This is a genomic window from Pseudarthrobacter chlorophenolicus A6, assembly GCF_000022025.1.
GTDB lineage: Bacteria > Actinomycetota > Actinomycetes > Actinomycetales > Micrococcaceae > Arthrobacter > Arthrobacter chlorophenolicus.
Map to the genome: position 1 here is coordinate 1,343,382 of NC_011886.1, position 18,429 is coordinate 1,361,810.

Below are 18,429 nucleotides of genomic sequence, written 5' to 3' on the forward strand. Positions count from 1 at the left end.
TGCGGCAACAAAGGATCATCACAGACAGTGGCGGCCGCAGGCAGGCCGCGTTTCAGGAGTGTCATGGCCACCCGCCGTCCCAAAGTTCCCAAGGTCGCCCCCAACCGCCCAGCCAAGGACACGTCCGACGCCGGGCACGCGCAAGGTGCCGACGTCATCAGGGCGCACTTCGGTTCCGGCAAGGACGGCGCCGGGCACGCGCCGGGCAGCGCGGCGGGCTCTTCACCATCAGGCCGGAACTCCGGCAGCCCGGCTGCAACCCGCAGCGGATCCGGAAGCGGACCGGCGCCGGCCAAGACCCCCGCCGCGGGCACCGCACGGAGCGGCGCCGCGGCCGGGAAGGCCAGCCCGAAAGGCGGGACCCCGTCCTCGGAAGCGGACCAGCAGCCCGTCCCGGCCAAGGCGTTCTCCGGACGGATGCTGGCCCTGGCTGTGGTCATGGTTGCCATCACCATCATGCTGGCGCCCACCGTCAAGGTTTTCTTCGATAAGAAAGCCGAAATCGATGCCCTCAACGCGGACATCGCCGCACGCCAGGCCGCCGGGGACGCCCTCCGGCAGCAGGTCTCGCGGTGGCAGGACCCCAACTACGTGAAACAGCAGGCCCGCGACCGCATTAACATGGTTATGCCGGGCGAAACCGGCTACTGGGTATTCGGCAGCGATTTGCCGGCCGACGAAACCGGCGGCCAGCCCGGTGCCGCAGCCGCCCAAGACCCCGCAGATCTGCCGTGGGTGGATTCCCTGTGGGAGTCCATCACGCGCGCGGCGACTGAATAAACGCAACAGGAAGGACGGCCCGCGACAGTGGAAAACAACACGGCAGCCGCCCGGGAGAACTCCCGCCAACCATCCGCACATGACCTGGACGTATTGAGCCGGCAGCTGGGACGCCCCGTCCGCGATGTGGTGGAAATTCCTGCCCGCTGCGTCTGCGGCAATCCCCTCGTGGCCGCCACCGCCCCGCGGCTGGGCAACGGCACCCCGTTCCCCACCACGTTCTACCTGACGCACCCCGTCATCACGTCCGCCGTCTCGCGGCTTGAGGCAACCGGCGTCATGAACGAGATGAACGGCCAACTCGCCGAAGACGACCAGCTTTCCGCGGCCTACCGTTCCGCCCACGAGGCCTACTTGGCCGCCCGGGATGCCATCGGGGAGCGGTCCGGCATCGGCGCCGTCCCCGAGATCGCCGGCGTCTCCGCCGGCGGCATGCCTACCCGCGTCAAGTGCCTGCACGTCCTGGTGGGCCACTCCCTGGCAGCCGGACCCGGCGTCAATCCCCTGGGGGACGAGGCACTGGTCCGCATCCGGGAATGGTGGACCGCAGACCGCTGCTACTGCGATGGCGCCTGGGATTCCACGGGGGAGGCTCCGTCGAAGGACCTCAGCCGGCACGGACCCCAGGGCCTGCCCGGCATCGTGGGCCGGCCGGCGCCGGTGCGGAAATCCGCTACGGCAACGGAGGCACCGGAATGACCCGTGTGGCCGCCATCGACTGCGGCACAAACTCCATCCGCCTGCTCATCGCCGACATCGACCGCAGCACGGGCACGCCCCGCCTCACGGACGTCGTCCGGGAGATGCGCGTGGTCCGCCTCGGGGAAGGCGTGGACGCCACGGGGGAGTTCACCCAGGGCGCACTGGAACGCACCTTCGCGGCCACTGCCGACTACGCTGAGCTCATCCGCCGGCACGGCGCCGCAAAGATCCGGTTCGTGGCGACTTCCGCCAGCCGGGACGCCCGGAACCGGGACGTCTTCGTGGACGGCATCCGTGACCTGCTGGGCGTGGCCCCTGAGGTCATCTCCGGAAACGAAGAGGCCGCGCTGTCCTTCGCCGGTGCCAGCAGCGTGCTGCCCATCCTGGACGGACACGAAGTGCTGGTGGTTGATCTCGGCGGCGGAAGCACCGAGTTCGTGCTGGGTACCGGAACCGGCGTCACCGCGGCCCGTTCCGTGGACATCGGCTGCGTCCGCCTGACCGAGCGGCACCTGCGAGACGATCCGCCAACCCCCGAACAGATCGCCGCCGCGGAAGCCGACGTGGACGAAGCCATTGCCCTCGCCGGCCGCGACGTCCCGCTGGAACGCGCCACCGCCGTCGTCGGCGTTGCAGGCTCCATCACTACCATCACAGCGCATGCGCTCGGCCTGGCCGAGTACTCGCCGGACGCCATCCACGGCGCAGAGTTGCCCATCGACACGGTGCGGGACGCGTCATCGGACCTCCTGGGCATGGTCCGTGCCGACCGTGCGGCCCTGCCCTACATGCACCCCGGGCGGGTGGACGTGATCGGCACCGGGGGACTGGTGTGGCGCCGCATCCTGGAGCAGGTGAACCGGCTCTCAGGCGGCCGGGTCACCACGGCAACGGCGAGCGAGCACGACATCCTCGACGGCATTGCCCTGAGCATCGGCTGATTCCATGGTTTCCTCACCTGCATCCGTACTCCGGAAGTCGGGGTCGGCGGTGCTGGCCCTTGTCCTCGTGGCCTGCGGCCTCTGCGCCGGCCTCGTGGCCGCACCGGCCGCCCACGCCGACGACTGGCGCGACAAGCAATACTGGCTCGCCGAATCCGGCATCACCAAGGCCTGGGAGGTCTCCAAGGGCGCCGGCGTCAAAGTGGCTGTCATCGACAGCGGCGTGGACGCGCAGCACCCGGACCTCAAAGGCGCTGTGGTGGGAGGCTACGACGCCTCCGGTGCCGGCCAGCCCGACGGGCAGAAGAGCGTCGGCTCCAAGCCCGAACACGGCACCCTCGTAGCCACCATGCTGGCCGGCCGCGGCCACCAGCCTGCCACCGCCAGCCCTAAGCCGTCGCCCGGTGCTGCCACCCAGGGGCCGGACGGCATCGTGGGTGTGGCCCCGGAGGCTGAGATCCTCTCCGTCTCCACGTGGCTGGGATCCACCAACCCCTCGGGCAAGAGCGACCAGGACCAGATCCCCGAGGCTGTCCGCTGGGCCGTGGACAACGGCGCCAAGGTCATCAACATTTCCCTCGGCAGCACCACCCCGCAGTGGCCGCAGAGCTGGGACGCCGCCTTCCTCTACGCCGAACAGAAGGACGTGGTCATCGTGGCAGCGGCCGGCAACCGCGTGGGTGGCAACATCCAGGTGGGCGCGCCCGCCACCATTCCCGGTGTCTTGACGGTCGCCGGGCTGGACCGCAAGAACACGGCCAGCGTCGACGCTTCGTCCCAGGGCATCAGCATTGGCGTCGCAGCCCCGGCCGAGGACCTGCTGGGCGGGCTTCCGGGCGGCGGCTATGCCGAATGGGCGGGAACGTCCGGCTCCACGCCCATCGTCTCGGGTGTGGCGGCGCTGATCCGGTCCAAATGGCCGTCCATGACCGCTGAGCAGGTCATCAACCGCATTGTCACCACCGCCAAGGACGCCGGCGTTCCGGGGAAGGACCCGCTGTACGGCTACGGCATCCTCAACGCCGAGGCCGCGCTCAAGGACGACGTGCCCGAGGCAACCAGCAACCCGCTGGGCTCGGTGGCCGAATGGATCCGCGTCCACCGCCGCGGCAACCTCGCTACCCCCGCGCCGCTGCCCACCGCCGACGTCCCCAGCGCGGTACCCACGCTTCCCGAAGCGACGGTGCCCGCAGCCGAGGCGCCCTCGCAGCGGGACAGCGCGATCAGCGCCGCCGTCGTCATTGGATTCGCGGTGCTGTTCCTGGCGATCATCGCCGCGGCCGCCGTCCAGTTGACCAGGGCGGCCAGGAACCCTGCACTGGCGCGTGACGATACCGAAACCGGGGTCCTGGACAAGGTGGATTCCGAGCGGAAACCGTAGCGTTACGGGTGCCTGACGCAGTTAGTGAAGATTTTCACAAACTGGGCTATCCTTGAAAGCATGGCAACCACCCCACAGCTCCAGGACCGTCCCCGGGTGCTCGTCGTCGGCGGCGGGTACGTCGGCCTGTACGTAGCACTCAAATTGCAGAAGAAGATCGCGAATGCAGGTGGCATCGTCACCGTCGTTGATCCGCTGCCCTACATGACTTACCAGCCGTTCCTCCCCGAGGTGGCAGGCGGCAACATCGAGGCCCGCCATGCCGTGGTGTCCCACCGCAAGCACCTCAAGCAGTCCGAACTGATCCAGGGCCGCGTCACCGCTATCGACCACGCCAACCGCACCGCTGTGGTCGCTCCCTCCGACGGTGGCGAGACCTTCGAGGTTCCGTACTTCGACGTCGTCCTGGCTGCCGGTGCCATCACCCGCACGTTCCCCATCAAGGGCCTCGCGGACAAGGGCATCGGCCTGAAGACCATCGAGGAAGCCGTTGCCCTGCGCAACAAGGTCCTCGAGCGCATTGAGCTCGGCTCCACCATGACCGATCCTGCTGCCCGGGCGAAGGCCCTCACGTTCGTCGTTGTCGGCGGCGGTTTCGCAGGCATCGAATGCATCACCGAGATGGAGGACATGGCGCGCGCCGCTGTCCGCAACAACCCCCGGGTCAAGCAGGAGGAAGTCCGCTTCGTCCTGGTTGAAGCCATGGGCCGTATCATGCCCGAGGTCACGGCATCCCAGGCAGAGTGGGTTGTGGAGCACCTCCGCAGCCGCGGCATTGAGGTCCTCCTCAACACCTCGCTGGACAGCGCTGAAGGCGCACTGAAGCTCATCAACCTTCCGGACAAGACCCCGGCGCAGGAATTCGAAGCGGACACCCTCGTGTGGACCGCCGGCGTGCAAGCCAACCCCATGGTCCGCTCCACCGACTTCCCGCTGGAACCCCGCGGTCGCGTCCGCGTCCTCCCGGACCTGCGCATCGGCGGCGACGAAGGCATCGTCGAGAACGCCTGGGCTGCCGGCGACATCTCCGCCGTTCCGGACCTCACCGGCAAGGGCCTGCCTGACGGTACCTGCGTCCCCAACGCCCAGCATGCCCTCCGCCAGGCCAAGCGCCTCGCGAAGAACCTGTGGGCCTCCCGTTGGGACAAGCCGCTGAAGGACTACAAGCACAAGAACCTTGGTGCTGTGGCCGGTTTCGGCGAGTGGAAGGGCGTTGCCAACATCAACCTGCTGGGCCGCATCGGCCTGAAGGGCCCGCTGGCCTGGCTGGCACACCGCGGTTACCACGGCATGGCCATGCCCACGTTCGAGCGCAAGTTCCGTGTGATCCTGAACTGGATCATCGCCTTCTTCGCCGGCCGCGACACCACGCAGCTGCTGGACCTGGACAACCCGCGCGGCGCCTTCGTGGCTGCCGCCACCCCGGCACCCAAGCCGGCTGCCGCCCCGGCTCCCGCGGCCCCGGCCGCTGGCTCCTCTGTGGTGGAGTCCAAGGAACCGGTCGCGGCCCAGGTCAAGTAACCGGCTTCGCGCCACAAGCACGACGGCGGCTGTCCCCGAAAGGGGGCGGCCGCCGTTTGCATTGTGCGGCCCGCCGCGCCCGCCTCCTAGACTGGCCTCATGACCGGCGAAAAGAACTTCCAGTCCCTGTTGGCGGGGATGCGTCCCGTCCAGCGCGACGGCGAGTACGTCTACGTCCTCTGGCCCCATGGCAGGCCCCTGGAAGGCCACATCGAGGCGGCCGTCCGCGAGGCCGAAGGGCTGACTGCCGTCCTGCCCCGCGCGGAGGCCGACCGGCTGGGCCTTGCCTACGACTTCGTGGCTGCGTGGATCACGCTCGAGATCCACTCGGCGCTGGAAGCCGTGGGCCTCACCGCGGCGGTGGCAAGGGCCCTGACGGACGCCGGCATCAGCTGCAACGTCCTGGCGGGGTTCCTTCACGACCACCTCCTGGTCCCTGCAGCCGACGCGCAGCGGGCCCTGCAGGTGTTGGCCGATCTGTCCGCTGAAAGCCGGGATATGCCCCGTCCCGGCCTGCAGCTGCGCACCGAAACCCCCGCGGACCGGGACGCCATCCTGGCGCTGACCGCCGAAGCTTTCGCCGTCTCCCCGGCAACCGGGCTTCCTGCGGAAGGGGAACCCGTCGAAGTGAAGATCCTGCGGGCCCTCTTCGACGCTGACGAATACCTTCCGGAACTCAGCGTGGTGGCGGTGCTGGAAGGCGAGGTGGTGGGCCACGTCATCAGCACCCGGGGGTGGGTGGGCAGCCATGGGCTGCTCGGACTGGGACCGATCAGCGTGACACCCAGGCTTCAGCGCCAGGGCATCGGATCAGCCTTGATGGCGGAGACCATTGCCAGGGCCAACGCTGCGGGGGAGAGCGGGATCGCGCTCCTCGGCAGCACCGAGTACTACCCCCGGTTCGGATTCGTCCCGTCGGCGTCCTTCGGCGTGCTGCCGCCGGATGAGGCGTGGGGCGGGCGCTTCCAGCTCCTGCCGTTGGCGCTGTGGCCGGGCGGGGTGCACGGGACGTTCCGGTACGCCGAACCGTTCGAACGCTTCTGACGGGATACCATTGACCCGACGCCCCAGTAGCCCAATTGGCAGAGGCATCGGACTTAAAATCCGCGTGTTGTGGGTTCGAGTCCCACCTGGGGTACGGAGCAGAGGATGCCCGCCCAACGGCACCGAATCGAAGGAAGCCGCCCGCACCGCGGGCGGCTTCTGCCGTTTAATTTCGCATATGCAACGACTGTTATAAGGATGTGACCTCAGTCACTTATCTTCGCTTGGGATTTGCATTAGCTTGAAGCTAAATCAGGAACACCTGATTTTTCGCGTCAAAGGCCGTTCGCACCTTTAGATCGAGGAGCTCGTAAATGACTTTATTCCCCCAGGCGGGAACCCGCGCTGCCAAGCTGACAGCGCTTGGCATCGGCGTCGCCTTCATGGTGACAGCGTGCGGCGGTTCGTCCACACCCACGACGTCCGAGTCCGCTTCCTCCGCATCAGCCGGAGGCATCGCGTGCCCCGCACCGGAACCGGAGGGGGCGCCGCAGCCACGCAGAGCGCGGCGCCGGCAGCTGTTCCGCCGTCCACCGGCAGCACGGAGACTCCGCTGAAGATCGGCTCGCTGTTGCCCACCACCGGATCCCTGGCCTTCCTCGGCCCGCCCGAAATCGCCGGTGTGAACCTCGGCATCAAGGAAGTCAACGACGCCGGCGGCGTGCTGGGCAAGCCGGTGGAAGTGATCCACCGCGACTCCGGTGACACCAAGACGGACATCGCCACCCAGTCCACCTCCGCATTGCTCGGCCAGGGTGTCAGCGCCATCATCGGCGCCGCGTCCTCGGGCGTGTCCAAGACGGTCATTAACCAGATCACCGGTGCCGGCGTTATCCAGTTCTCGCCGGCCAACACGTCCCCGGATTTTACCACCTGGGATGACAAGGGCCTGTACTGGCGCACCGCACCGTCCGATGTCCTCCAGGGCAAGGTCCTGGGCAACTACATGGCAACGTGTGGCGCCCAGACCGTGGGCATGGTGGTCCTGAATGATGCCTACGGCACCGGCCTGGCCAAGAACATCAAGGAATCCTTTGAAGCGGCCGGCGGCCAGGTTGTTGCCGAGGAACTCTTCAACGAAGGCGACAGCCAGTTCAGCAGCCAGGTGGACAAGGTCCTCGCCGCCAAGCCGGACGCTATCGCCCTGATCACCTTCGACCAGGCAAAGAGCATCGTTCCGCTGATGACCGGCAAGGGAGTCAAGCCCACCCAGATGTTCCTGGTGGACGGCAACACCTCCGACTACAGCAAGGACTTCCAGGCCGGCACCCTGAAGGGCGCCCGGGGCACCATCCCCGGCACGTTCGCGCAGGACGCCTTCAAGAAGAAGCTCCTCGCCATTGATCCGGCCTTGAAGGACTACAGCTACGCCGGTGAGTCCTACGACGCCGTCAACCTGATTTCCCTGGCCGCGGAAGCTGCCAAGAGCACCAAGGGTACGGATATCGCCGCGAAGCTGAAGGAAGTCTCGGAGGGCGGCGAGAAGTGCACGTCCTACGCAGCCTGCGTCACGCTGCTCCGCGAGGGCAAGGACATCGACTACGACGGCCAGTCCGGTCCGGTGACCTTCTCCGACGCCGGTGACCCCACCGAGGCGTACATCGGTATCTACGAGTACCAGGACGACAACAAGTACACGGCAGTCAAGGAAGAGTTCGGCAAGCTCTAACTTTTCCAAGGCACAAGGAAGCCCCCGTCCATCCGGACGGGGGCTTCTTTGTGGTTACGCTGCGGGCTATTCGACGGTGTCCGCCAGGGTGCCCAGGTACAACTGAATCACCTTGGGGTCCTTCATCAGCTCGCGGCCGGTTCCGGTGTAGGCGTCCCGGCCCTGGTCCAGCACATACCCGCGGTCGCAGATCTGCAGGCAGCGGCGGGCGTTCTGTTCCACCATGATCACCGAGACGCCGGCACGGTTGATCTCATGAACGCGGAGGAAGGTCTCATCCTGCTTGACGGGGGAGAGCCCGGCTGAGGGCTCGTCCAGCAGCAGGACTGCGGGATCCATCATCAGCGCCCGGCCCATCGCCACCATCTGGCGCTCGCCGCCGGAGAGGGAACCGGCCCGCTGCGAGCGGCGCTTCCCAAGTTCCGGAAAGAGCCCGGTGACAAAGTCGAACCGCTGGGCAAAGTCCTTGGGCCGCTGGAACATGCCCATCTGGAGGTTCTCTTCGATGGTGAGGGCCGCAAACACATTATTGGTCTGCGGGACGAAGCCGACGCCGCGGGTCACCAGCTTGTTGGCCTTCAGCCCGGTGATGTCCTGGCCGCGGACCACCACCGTGCCGGAGTGGACCTTCACCAGGCCGAACATGGCCTTCAGGAGGGTCGACTTGCCGGCGCCGTTGGGGCCGATGATGCCGATCAGCTCGCCCTTTCGGGCTTCAATGCTGCAGCCGTTCAGGATGTTGACGCCGGGGATGTAGCCGGCCACGAGGTCGGTGACCTTTACTACTGCTTCGCCGTCGTCCACGGGCTGGGCGGCCGGTGCCGCGCTGGTGCTGCTCATTGGGTGTCCCTGTCTGTCCGGTCATTCCCGTCGGTTTCCGTGTCCCTGTTCGCGCGCCTGCCGCGTTGCCCGTCACCGGGGGACTGTTCCCCAGGGCTGGCGGTGCCGGCCTCGTCCCCGACCACGTCCAGGGAGATGATCCCGGCGTTATCGGTGCCGACGATGGATTCGTCGTCCGCAACGAGTTCGGCAGCGAGCTCCTTGATGCCCTCTGCGTCACCGAGGTCGACGTCGTGGTGGGCGCCGAGGTAGGCGTCGATGACGGCGGGGTTCTTCATGACCTCCCCGGGCGGGCCTTCGGCCACAACCTTGCCCTCCGCCATGACCACTACCCAGTCCGCGATGTGCCGGACCATGTGCATGTCGTGTTCAACGAAGAGGACGGTCATGCCCTCGGCCTTCAGGTTCTTGATGTGGTCCAGCAGGGACTGTGTCAGTGCCGGGTTGACGCCGGCCATGGGTTCGTCAAGCATCACCAGCTTGGGCCGCACCATGAGGGACCGTGCCATCTCCAGGAGCTTGCGCTGTCCGCCGGAGAGCGAAGCGGCGTAGTCGTCCTTTTTGGCGTCGAGTTTGAACTTCTCCAGCAGGACGTCGGCCTGGGCCGTGATCTCCTTCTCCCGGCCGCCCCAGATGCCCTTGAACAGGGCTTTGGCCAGGCTTTCGCCGGGTTGGTTGGACGCTCCCAGTCGCATGTTCTCCATGACTGTCAGCTTGCCCATCACCTTGGTGAGCTGGAACGTGCGGACCATGCCCATGCGGGCCACCTTGTAGGGGGAGACCCCGGCGAGGCTGTGGCCCTCAAACTGCCACTTGCCGGTGTTGGGGGTATCGAAACCGGTCAGCAGGTTGAAGAGGGTGGTCTTGCCGGCACCGTTTGGGCCGATCAGGGCAGTGATCTTGTGCCGTGGGATCTCCAGGTAGTCCACATCCACGGCGTTGATTCCACCGAAGCTGCGGGTGACGTTCTCCGCCACTACGATGGGATCCCGCTTCTTGCATCCCGGCGCGGTTTCACCTGCGGCTATGGGGCGGTTGTCGGTCATGTAGTCCGGCGCCGCGGCACCGGACGTTTCAGGGTTTTCATTGTGTATGCTCACGCGAACGCCAGCTCCTTCTTGTTTCCGAAGACGCCCTGCGGCCTGAAGATCATCAACAGCATCAGGGCCACGCCCACCAGGATGTAGCGCAGCTGCCCGGCCTGGACGGTGTTCAGCCACGTAACGGCACCGGACTCAATGAGGCCGTACAGGATGCCCTGTGTCAGGGAGAGGACCACCCAGAAGATCATCGCCCCGATGACGGGGCCGAGGACCGTGCCCAGGCCGCCCAGCAGGAGGCAGGTGTAGAGGAAGAACGTCAGTTCCGTGCCGTAGTTGGCAGGCTGCACGGCACCGCGGGGCAGGGTGAAGATCATGCCGGCCAGGGCGCCGAGGACGCCGCCGATGACCAGGGCCTGCATTTTGTAGGCGTAGACGTTCTTGCCCAGGGACCGGACGGCGTTTTCGTCCTCGCGGATGCCCTTCAGCACCCGGCCCCACGGGCTGCGCATCAGCAGCCACACAAGGGTGCAGCAGATGGCCACCAGGGCCCAGCCCACCACGCGGATGAAGAAGTCGCGGTTGTTCATGCCGAAGTAGGAACCCTCCGGGAACGGGTTCATGGCGTAGAAGCTGCCTTCAAACGCCGCGAGGCCGTTGGCGGAACCGGTGACCGCAGTGAGCTGGTTGGTCGTGACGATGTAGCGCACGATTTCCGCGGCGGCGATGGTCACGATGGCCAGATAGTCCGCCCGGAGGCGAAGGGTGGGGATGCCGAGCAGCAGCGCAAAGACTGCGGAGGCCGCAATGGCGATGAGCAACCCCACGAAGAACGGAACGCCGAAGGTCAGGGTGGAGATCGCGAACCCGTACGCGCCCACGGCCATGAAGCCGGCCTGGCCGAAGTTCAGCAGGCCCGAATAGCCGAAGTGGACGGCGAGCCCGAGGGCAGCCATGGCATAGGCGGCCGTGGTGGGGCTGAAGATTTCGCCGGCGGCGCTGGAAAGAATGAAGCCAAAATCCATGTCTGTTTCCTAACCCACGCGCTCGCGGCGGCCCAGGATGCCCTGCGGCCGGAACAAGAGGACAACGATCATGATGAACAAAGCTCCCACGTACTTGAGGTCGGCGGCGAGGCCGAACACGGTGGTCAGCTCCACGAAGATGCCGACGATGATGGAACCGATCAGGGCGCCGAAGACGGTTCCCAGGCCGCCGAGGGTCACACCGGCGAAGATGAGCAGCAGGATGGCCGAGCCCATGTCGAAGGTGACGCCCGGGCGGTAGTAGGCCCAGAGGATGCCGCCAAGGGAAGCGAGCATGCCGCCGGTAATCCACACCAGCCGGATGACGGCGTCCACGTCGATGCCGGACGCGGCAGCAAGGGCGGGATTGTCCGCCACTGCGCGGGTGGCCTTGCCCAGCCTGGTCTTCAGCAGCACGATGCCGATCAGGGCGATGACCACCGCGCTGATGCCCAGGGACCACAGGTTGTTCGGCGAAATGGAAACCGGACCGATCTGGACCTCGGGGCTTTGGGCGTACGGCAGCTGCTGGGTGGCGCCGCCGAAGTAGAACTGGATCACGTAGCGGACCGCGAGGGCCAGGCCGATGCTGACGATCATCATGGGGACCAGGCCCGTGCCGCGGCGGCGCAGTGGTCGCCATAGCCCGCGGTCCTGGGCGTAGCCGAACAGGCCGCCGCCCACCAGTGACAGGATCAGGGACAGCCAGAACGGAAGCCCAATGGCGTTGAAGCCGAAGACCAGCACCGCGCCCAGGGTCACCATTTCGCCGTGGGCGAAGTTGGTGAGGCCGGTGGTGCCGAAGATCAGGGACAGGCCAACCGAGGCCAGGGCGAGGAGCAGGCCAAAGCTCAGGCCTGCCACCAGCCGGTTCAGGAGGTTCTGGCCGAAGTCCTGCTGCTGCACCACGATGCCCTTGCCGAACGCGAAGATCACCGACAGGTTGGAGGTCTGGCTGAACGTCACGTCGCGGGGGTTGTCCTGGCCGTCAGCCAGTTTGATGCCCTCGGGGAGCGTGGATTCATCCAGTTCCACTGTGTAGGTGCCCTGTTCCGGCACGCCGATGTTCCAGGCACCGTTGGCCGATGACTTGGCAGTGCCGGTGAAATCGCCCTTCTTTGCCGTTATGGTCACGTCCGCCAGGGGTGCGCGGGTGTCGTCACGGAGGAACCCGCTGATGTTGTTCTGGAAGGTCTGGTTCGACGGGGGTGTTGTCGGTGACGGGGAAGCGGCCTGGCTCGCCGGTCCGGCCACCAGGAGGATTGCGAAGATGGAAGCGCCGATGGCTCCCAACAGTCTCAGCAAACCGAGGCGCCTTCCGGCCCGCTGGCCTTGGGGTGTACTTCTCAAATTGATAACCTCCACTTGGGGGCGGTCTAGGCCGCGCCATTGCAGCCGCTGCGAACGGTCGCAGGGTGGGGAAACTGCCATGACGCCCGACACCCACAAGTGTGAGTTCCGTCACCCTGCTTGGCTTATGCTACAGCGCATAGGAACCGGTGAATGCCGTGGTCCAGGCCATATTGGTAGCGATCGGATAACAACTGGGGGCCCCGCGTCTGCAATATGGCGCGGATCATGGGAAACAACCTTTGTTGAGTAGCGGTGTCTCCAGGACCGCGGCCCGCCCGCTGGCAGGTCACGGTTGCATTGCAAGGAAGGGTGGCGGGAACTTTAGGAGCGCCGGCTACGTGGGAATTGGTAGCGTAAACCTTAAGATCCATCACACACCCAGCATGGAGGAATCCCGCAATGGCACTTGGCGGAAACCCGATCTTCAACGGAAAGAGCTTCCGTGGAGCCACCCAGGCACCGCCTGCCCCGCAGGGCTACAGCGGCGCCCCTTACGGTCAGCAGGCTTACGGCCAGCAGCCGTACGCCCAGGCGCCATATGGCCAGCAGACCTGGAACGCCCAGCCGCAGGGCATGACGGACAACCAGCTCCAGGACATGTACAACCAGCCGTCGGCGGGTCCGGCGGATACCGGGCGGATGACCTTTGACGACGTGATCGTCAAGACGGCTGCCTGCCTCGGCGTTGTCATCCTCGGCGCGGCGGTAACCCTGACCGTTGGCCTGGGGCTGGCGTCGCTGCTCATGATTGTCGGCGCCCTCGGCGGCTTCGTCCTGGCCCTCGTCAACACCTTCAAGAAGCAGCCTTCCCCTGCGCTGATTCTGGCCTACGCCGGCCTTGAGGGACTGTTCCTTGGCGGACTGACCCGCATCCTCGATACCCAGTACCCGGGCGTCGGCCTGCAGGCAGTGGTGGGCACCCTTTCCGTGTTTGCCGTCACCCTGCTGCTGTTCAAGAGCGGCAAGGTCCGCGCCACCCCCAAGGCCATGCGCTTCTTCATGATCGCCCTTGGCGGCTACGCCCTGTTCTCCGTGGTGAACCTGGTCATGATGCTGACCGGCGTCACCCAGGAGCCCTTCGGCCTGCGCAGCGGCGTGATTGGCGTTGTCATCGGCCTGCTGGCCATCGGCCTCGCTGCTTTCTCGCTGATCATGGACTTCACCAGCATTGAAGCCGGCGTACGCAGCGGCGCCCCGCAGCGCTTCTCCTGGACCGCGGCCTTCGGCCTGACGGTAACCCTGGTCTGGCTCTACGTGGAGATCATCCGCCTGCTGGCCATCCTCCGCGGCGACGACTAGCACCGAAGGCGGCGGCCGCCGTCGTCCGATTCGTTAAACAGAACAGGCCCACCTTCCGGTGGGCCTGTTCTGTTTAACGACTTCCCCGTGACCGGCCTCCCGGTCAGATTGCTAGGCGACGCGCATGGCGCCCGCTGCCGGGGAGACAGTGAAGATGTCCGGTGCGGCATAGCCTGCCTCGGCGAAGGCACGGACGACGGCGGCGCGCACCTTCGCTTCGGAAGCGACGGGGGTCAGGGCAATCGCCGCACCCCCGAAACCGCCTCCGGTCATCCGTGCTCCGATGGCTCCGTTGGCACGGGCGGTGTCCACCGCCAGGTCAAGCTCCGGGCAGGAGATCTCAAAGTCGTCCCGCATGGATGCGTGGCTGGCATCCAGCAGTGTGCCGATGGCAGCGGGCCCCTCGGCGGCCAGGCGCTCGACCGTCTGCAGCACGCGGTCGTTCTCCGTGACAACGTGGCGCACGCGCCGGAACGTCACCTCGTCCAGCAGCCCGCTGGCTTCCTCCAGGTCACCGACCTGGACGTCGCGCAGTGCCTTGACGCCCATGACCTCGGCGCCGAGTTCGCAGGATGCGCGGCGCGAGGCGTACCCGCCGTCGGCGTGAGAGTGCGAGACCTTGGTGTCGATGACCAGCAGGACCAGCCCCGCGGGTTCCGTTTCGAACGGCACCAGGGTGGCGTTCTGGTCACGGCAATCCAGGAAGACCGCGTGGCCCTTGGCGCCGCGAAGGGATGCGGACTGGTCCATGATGCCGGTGGGAGCCCCCACGAAGTCGTTTTCAGCCCGCTGCGTGGCCAGGACCATGTCCTGCGCTGCCAGGCCTGCGCCGGTGAGCTCGTTGAGGGCGGTGACCACCGCGCACTCGATCGCGTGTGACGAGGACAGGCCTGCGCCGAGCGGAACATCCGAGTCCAGCAGCAGGTCGATTCCGGGAACGTCAATGCCGCGCTCGCGGAGTGCCCACATCACGCCGAGGGGATACTTGGTCCACCCTTTGGCGGAGCCTGGCTCCAGGGCGTCGAGCGAGGCGGAAACCATGCCCTGGTCCCCGTACGTTGACAGCAGCCGAACCGTGGAGTCCTGGCGGATGCCCACAGCCACCCGGGCAGTCCGGTCGATGGCGAAGGGCAGCACGAAGCCCTCGTTGTAGTCAGTGTGCTCACCGATCAGGTTGACCCTGCCCGGTGCCTGCCAGACGCCTGCCGGGGCGGCGCCGAACTCCCGGGTAAAGCGGGCAGCCAGGTCCTGTGTGCCTGGGACTGCTGAATCGGCGGTGGGGTGGGGTGCGGCGCTCAAGCGGGAACTCCTTGGGACGGAGCGGCCTCGGCGGCCGCGGTGGCAGGTGCCGGAACCGTTGCGCGCAGCCGCTCGGCCACGCTTTCCGGTGTGGTGTCGTTGATAAAGGCGCCCATGGCTGCCTCGGATCCGGCAAGGTATTTCAGCTTATCCGCAGCGCGACGGGGTGAGGTCAGCTGAAGGTGGAGGTAGCCGGAGGCGCGGAGTTCGGGCACCAGCGGAGCCTGGTGCCAGGCGGAGATGTACGGGGTGGGTGTGGGGTACAGGGCATCCAGGCGCTTCAGCAGGTCCAGGTAGACGTGGGCAAGCTCATCCTTCTCTTCCCCGCTCAAGGCCGCCAGGTCCGGAACATGGCGGTGGGGCACCAGGTGGATTTCCAGCGGCCAGCGGGCGGCGAACGGGACGTAGGCGCTGAAGTTCTCGCCTTCCATCACCATCCGGCTGCCGTCCTGCCGTTCTGCCTTGAGGAGGGAACCGGTCAGGGTTTCGCGGCCATCGTGCTTCTCGTAGTAGCGCTGGGCAGCCGAACCCAGCACACCCGCCCGGGGAGTGACGTAGGGGTAGGCGTAGATCTGGCCGTGCGGGTGGTGGAGGGTGACGCCAATGTCTGCGCCGCGGTTCTCGAAGGGAAACACCTGCTTAATGCCCGCCAGCGAGCTGAGCGCTTCCGTGCGCTGCGCCCAGGCCTCGATCACCGTGCGGGAGCGGGTTTCGCTGAGGGTGCTGAAGGAGCCTGTGTGCTCGGGCGTGAACGACACCACCTCGCAGCGGCCGTAGGCCGGGCCCTTGGTTCCCCAGGCAGCGTTTTCCGGAACCGGGCCGAGTGCGGGGCCAAGCGACGGGAAGCGGTTCTCGAAGACCACCACGTCATAGTCGGCCGCGGGAATCTCGGATGGGTTGCTGGGCGTCGTGGGGCAAATGGGGCACTGGTCCGCAGGCGGAAGGTGGGTGCGGGCCTGGCGGTGCGCCGCCACCGCCACCCATTCGTCCGTGAGGGCATCGAAGCGGACCTCACCGGGCTCGCCCCGGGGTGGCAGGCCGCGCTGGTCGGCGGGTCCTGCTGCCCGGGCCGCGTTGGTTCCCGGGTCGTCGAAATAGATCAGCTCCCGGCCGTCGGAGAGTCTGGTGCTGGTGATCGCTGTCATGGAAGTATTTTCGCATGTTCAACCAAAAATGAATAGTTAAGAACAAAAAACAACATTCAGCGTTCTGCGCAGCTGCTGGCGCCGCGGTACGGTAAGGCGCATGACCCAGTCTTCGTCCCACGACACATCCACCAGTCCGCAGCTGCGCGCCTTCGCCTCAGGGCGCCAGTATGAACTCCGCCGCGGCGACGCCGTGGCCGTCATCACCGAGCTCGCCGCCGGACTCCGCTCCTACAGCCGGGGCGGCGTGCTCCTGACCGAGACCTACGGCGACGACGTCATCCCGCCCGGGGGTGCAGGAATCACCCTGGCGCCCTGGGCGAACAGGGTGGAGGACGGCGCCTGGATCCTGGACGGCAAAAAGCAGCAGCTGGACATCACCGAGGTATCCCGCAACAACGCCAGCCACGGCCTGCTCAGGAATGTGGGTTACACGCTGGTGGACGAATCGCCATACTCCGTTTCCCTGGAAGCCACGGTCTTTCCGCAGCATGGGTACCCGTTCCTGGTGCGGCACCTCGTGCGGTACGAGCTGACCGCAGATTTGGGCCTCGCGGTCCGCCAGAGCCTGACCAACCATTCGGCAGCGGCAGCACCGTTTGTCCTCGGTGCGCACCCCTACCTGCGGCTGGGAGACACGCCTGCCGAAGAACTGGTCCTGACCGTCCAGGCCGACACCCAGCTCATCGCCGATGAACGGCTGATACCCCGCAGTTCCGCGCCCGTCGACGGCGACACCGACTTCCGCGCCGGCCGCACCATCGGCAACCTCAACGTCGACGTCGCACTCACCGGCCTCGGGTACGAGGATGGCAAGGCCCGCCACGTGCTGGCCGGTCCCGACGGCCGAAGCGTCAGCCTTTGGCAGGACGAATCCTGCCAGTACGTCCACGTCTTCGTCAGCACGGTCTACCCCGGCCGGAGCCGCGCGCTCGCCGTCGAGCCGATGACCGGTCCGGCCAACGCCTTCAACTCCGGGGACGGCCTGCGCTGGCTGGAACCGGGGGAGTCCTTCGCCATGGAGTGGGGAATCGACTACCACGCCGCCTCAGGCGGTTAGAGTTTCCTTATGACGCCCACCGCGGACGACGCCAGCCAGTCCAGGCCATCTCCAGCCCCCGCCACGGCAGCACCCCTCCGGGTCCTTACCGACCGTGAGCTGGACCGGGACATCCCGTACGGTGTGCGCATTGCCGCGTCCTGGTCCTGGCGCCTCGGCCTCATCCTCCTGATGGCCGGCACGCTGATCTGGCTGCTGAGCCACATCACCTTCCTCATCATCCCGGTCATGGTGGCGGCGCTCCTCGCAGGGCTGCTGAGCCCGGTCACGGCGTGGTTGAAGCGGCGCGGATTGCCCGCCGGCCTTGCCGTCGCCATCACGGTCCTCGGCTTTATTGCAGTGATCTCCGGTGCGCTGGCCCTGGTGGGCCGGCAGCTGGTGATCGGCTTCGGCGAACTGTGGCAGCAGGCGCTCGAAGGCGTGCGGCAGGTCCAGACGTGGCTCTCCGACGGGCCGCTGCACCTGACGGCGGCCCAGATCGACCAGTACGTCAAGGAAGCCAGCGACGCACTGCAGAACAACAGCAGCAGCATCCTCAGCGGCGCCCTCTCGTTTGGCAGTACCGCCGGACACTTCGCCGCCGGTTTGCTCCTCGCCCTGTTCATCCTCATTTTCTTCCTGCTGGAGGGAGACCGGATCTGGGCGTTCCTGGTCAGGCTGCTTCCGCGGCGGGCGCGGGCCGCCGCCTTCGGCGCCGGCCGCAAGGGCTGGGCCTCCATGGTCAGTTATGCACGTATCCAGATGTTCGTTGCCGCGGTGGATGCGATCGGCATCGGTGTGGGCGCGGCGATCATTGGTGTCCCGCTGGCTCTTCCCCTGGGCGTGCTGGTGTTCCTGGGTTCCTTCATCCCGGTGGTGGGTGCCCTGGTGACCGGCGTGATTGCAGTACTGCTGGCGTTGGTGGCCAACGGCCCCGTCAACGCACTCATCATGCTCGCCATCGTCCTTGCGGTCCAGCAGCTGGAAGGCCACATCCTGCAGCCGTTGGTCATGGGCAAGGCCGTTTCGCTCCACCCGGTGGCCGTCATCCTCAGCGTTGCCGCCGGATCCTACCTCGCCGGAATCCCGGGCGCACTGTTTTCGGTACCCATCCTGGCCGTAGCAAACTCGGCCATTCGCTACATCGCCGCCAGAACATGGGAACATGAACAGATGCCGGTGGTTGCCGGGAGGCCCCTGACAGCTCCGGCTGGCGGGGACAACACCATAGAAGACGTCGACCCGCCGAAAGACGGAGAAGGCGACACGTCTGCCGGCACCACAGCTGAACACCGCGGTGCCCGCTCCGCCTCCCAACGGGGCGCCGGGGACGAACCTAGAGGAGAGTAGT

Annotated in this window: 15 protein-coding genes, 1 tRNA gene and 1 pseudogene; 11 read left to right on the forward strand and 6 right to left on the reverse strand. The window is 66.7% G+C overall.

Annotation, left to right across the window (positions count from 1 at the left end):
- Nucleotides 1-63: 63 nt before the first annotated feature.
- From ACHL_RS06130 to ACHL_RS06165, 8 genes and pseudogenes are all read left to right on the forward strand, one after another.
- Nucleotides 64-780: an FtsB family cell division protein gene (locus ACHL_RS06130; RefSeq protein WP_015936435.1), complete on the forward strand. Its 717-nt coding sequence runs from the start codon at nucleotides 64-66 to the stop codon at nucleotides 778-780.
- Nucleotides 781-807: 27 nt separating this feature from the next.
- Entirely contained in the window at nucleotides 808-1,479 is a 672-nt protein-coding gene (locus ACHL_RS06135) for a DUF501 domain-containing protein (protein ID WP_015936436.1), read from the forward strand.
- Nucleotides 1,476-2,423 (forward strand): Ppx/GppA phosphatase family protein, encoded by a 948-nt coding sequence (locus tag ACHL_RS06140; protein WP_015936437.1) that lies wholly within the window; start codon nucleotides 1,476-1,478, stop codon nucleotides 2,421-2,423. The genes ACHL_RS06135 and ACHL_RS06140 overlap by 4 nt, the downstream gene beginning before the upstream one ends.
- A 4-nt stretch (nucleotides 2,424-2,427) precedes the next feature.
- Nucleotides 2,428-3,804, forward strand: a complete 1,377-nt coding sequence (locus tag ACHL_RS06145) for a S8 family serine peptidase (RefSeq protein WP_015936438.1) — start codon at nucleotides 2,428-2,430, stop codon at nucleotides 3,802-3,804.
- Between the two features lie 60 nt (nucleotides 3,805-3,864).
- On the forward strand, nucleotides 3,865-5,325 hold the full coding sequence (locus ACHL_RS06150) for an NAD(P)/FAD-dependent oxidoreductase (protein WP_043794539.1): 1,461 nt from the start codon (nucleotides 3,865-3,867) through the stop codon (nucleotides 5,323-5,325).
- 99 nt (nucleotides 5,326-5,424) lie between these two features.
- On the forward strand, nucleotides 5,425-6,369 hold the full coding sequence (locus tag ACHL_RS06155; protein ID WP_015936440.1) for an N-acetyltransferase: 945 nt from the start codon (nucleotides 5,425-5,427) through the stop codon (nucleotides 6,367-6,369).
- Between the two features lie 20 nt (nucleotides 6,370-6,389).
- Nucleotides 6,390-6,463: transfer RNA gene (locus ACHL_RS06160), tRNA-Leu, on the forward strand.
- Nucleotides 6,464-6,683: 220 nt separating this feature from the next.
- Nucleotides 6,684-8,038, forward strand: a pseudogene (locus tag ACHL_RS06165) (ABC transporter substrate-binding protein).
- Between the two features lie 66 nt (nucleotides 8,039-8,104).
- On the opposite strand, the gene ACHL_RS06170 reads toward ACHL_RS06165, so the two are convergent.
- The 4 genes from ACHL_RS06170 to ACHL_RS06185 are packed head-to-tail and all read right to left on the reverse strand — an operon-like array spanning nucleotide 8,105 to nucleotide 12,248.
- On the reverse strand, nucleotides 8,105-8,878 hold the full coding sequence (locus ACHL_RS06170) for an ABC transporter ATP-binding protein (RefSeq protein WP_015936442.1): 774 nt from the start codon (nucleotides 8,876-8,878) through the stop codon (nucleotides 8,105-8,107).
- Nucleotides 8,875-9,924: an ABC transporter ATP-binding protein gene (locus tag ACHL_RS06175; protein WP_081434842.1), complete on the reverse strand. Its 1,050-nt coding sequence runs from the start codon at nucleotides 9,922-9,924 to the stop codon at nucleotides 8,875-8,877. The genes ACHL_RS06170 and ACHL_RS06175 overlap by 4 nt, the downstream gene beginning before the upstream one ends.
- A 50-nt stretch (nucleotides 9,925-9,974) precedes the next feature.
- Nucleotides 9,975-10,943: a branched-chain amino acid ABC transporter permease gene (locus tag ACHL_RS06180; RefSeq protein ID WP_015936444.1), complete on the reverse strand. Its 969-nt coding sequence runs from the start codon at nucleotides 10,941-10,943 to the stop codon at nucleotides 9,975-9,977.
- A 9-nt stretch (nucleotides 10,944-10,952) separates the two neighbouring features.
- Nucleotides 10,953-12,248, reverse strand: coding sequence for a branched-chain amino acid ABC transporter permease (locus tag ACHL_RS06185; RefSeq protein WP_015936445.1), 1,296 nt, complete (start codon nucleotides 12,246-12,248; stop codon nucleotides 10,953-10,955).
- Nucleotides 12,249-12,695: 447 nt separating this feature from the next.
- Between ACHL_RS06185 and ACHL_RS06190 the strand changes: the two genes are divergently transcribed.
- On the forward strand, nucleotides 12,696-13,595 hold the full coding sequence (locus ACHL_RS06190; protein ID WP_015936446.1) for a Bax inhibitor-1/YccA family protein: 900 nt from the start codon (nucleotides 12,696-12,698) through the stop codon (nucleotides 13,593-13,595).
- 111 nt (nucleotides 13,596-13,706) lie between these two features.
- Here ACHL_RS06190 and galK read toward each other — a convergent pair whose 3' ends face one another.
- Nucleotides 13,707-14,894: a galactokinase gene (gene galK, locus ACHL_RS06195; RefSeq protein WP_015936447.1), complete on the reverse strand. Its 1,188-nt coding sequence runs from the start codon at nucleotides 14,892-14,894 to the stop codon at nucleotides 13,707-13,709.
- Complete coding sequence (galT, locus tag ACHL_RS06200) at nucleotides 14,891-16,039, reverse strand: galactose-1-phosphate uridylyltransferase (RefSeq protein ID WP_015936448.1); 1,149 nt, start codon at nucleotides 16,037-16,039, stop codon at nucleotides 14,891-14,893. The genes galK and galT overlap by 4 nt, the downstream gene beginning before the upstream one ends.
- A gap of 100 nt (nucleotides 16,040-16,139) precedes the next feature.
- On the opposite strand from galT, the gene ACHL_RS06205 reads away from it, so the two are divergent.
- Together ACHL_RS06205 and ACHL_RS06210 are read left to right on the forward strand one after the other, a co-directional pair.
- Nucleotides 16,140-17,099, forward strand: a complete 960-nt coding sequence (locus ACHL_RS06205) for an aldose 1-epimerase family protein (protein ID WP_015936449.1) — start codon at nucleotides 16,140-16,142, stop codon at nucleotides 17,097-17,099.
- A 9-nt stretch (nucleotides 17,100-17,108) separates the two neighbouring features.
- Nucleotides 17,109-18,428: an AI-2E family transporter gene (locus ACHL_RS06210; protein ID WP_015936450.1), complete on the forward strand. Its 1,320-nt coding sequence runs from the start codon at nucleotides 17,109-17,111 to the stop codon at nucleotides 18,426-18,428.
- The last annotated feature ends 1 nt before the right edge of the window (nucleotide 18,429 follow it).

Coding starts and splice junctions, on each gene's coding strand:
- ACHL_RS06130 (WP_015936435.1), top strand. CDS start 64: ATGGCCACCCGCCGTCCCAAAGTTCCCAAGGTCGCCCCCAACCGCCCA.
- ACHL_RS06140 (WP_015936437.1), top strand. CDS start 1,476: ATGACCCGTGTGGCCGCCATCGACTGCGGCACAAACTCCATCCGCCTG.
- ACHL_RS06145 (WP_015936438.1), top strand. CDS start 2,428: ATGGTTTCCTCACCTGCATCCGTACTCCGGAAGTCGGGGTCGGCGGTG.
- ACHL_RS06150 (WP_043794539.1), top strand. CDS start 3,865: ATGGCAACCACCCCACAGCTCCAGGACCGTCCCCGGGTGCTCGTCGTC.
- ACHL_RS06155 (WP_015936440.1), top strand. CDS start 5,425: ATGACCGGCGAAAAGAACTTCCAGTCCCTGTTGGCGGGGATGCGTCCC.
- ACHL_RS06170 (WP_015936442.1), bottom strand. CDS start 8,878: ATGAGCAGCACCAGCGCGGCACCGGCCGCCCAGCCCGTGGACGACGGC.
- ACHL_RS06175 (WP_081434842.1), bottom strand. CDS start 9,924: ATGACCGACAACCGCCCCATAGCCGCAGGTGAAACCGCGCCGGGATGC.
- ACHL_RS06180 (WP_015936444.1), bottom strand. CDS start 10,943: ATGGATTTTGGCTTCATTCTTTCCAGCGCCGCCGGCGAAATCTTCAGC.
- ACHL_RS06190 (WP_015936446.1), top strand. CDS start 12,696: ATGGCACTTGGCGGAAACCCGATCTTCAACGGAAAGAGCTTCCGTGGA.
- galT (WP_015936448.1), bottom strand. CDS start 16,039: ATGACAGCGATCACCAGCACCAGACTCTCCGACGGCCGGGAGCTGATC.
- ACHL_RS06205 (WP_015936449.1), top strand. CDS start 16,140: ATGACCCAGTCTTCGTCCCACGACACATCCACCAGTCCGCAGCTGCGC.
- ACHL_RS06210 (WP_015936450.1), top strand. CDS start 17,109: ATGACGCCCACCGCGGACGACGCCAGCCAGTCCAGGCCATCTCCAGCC.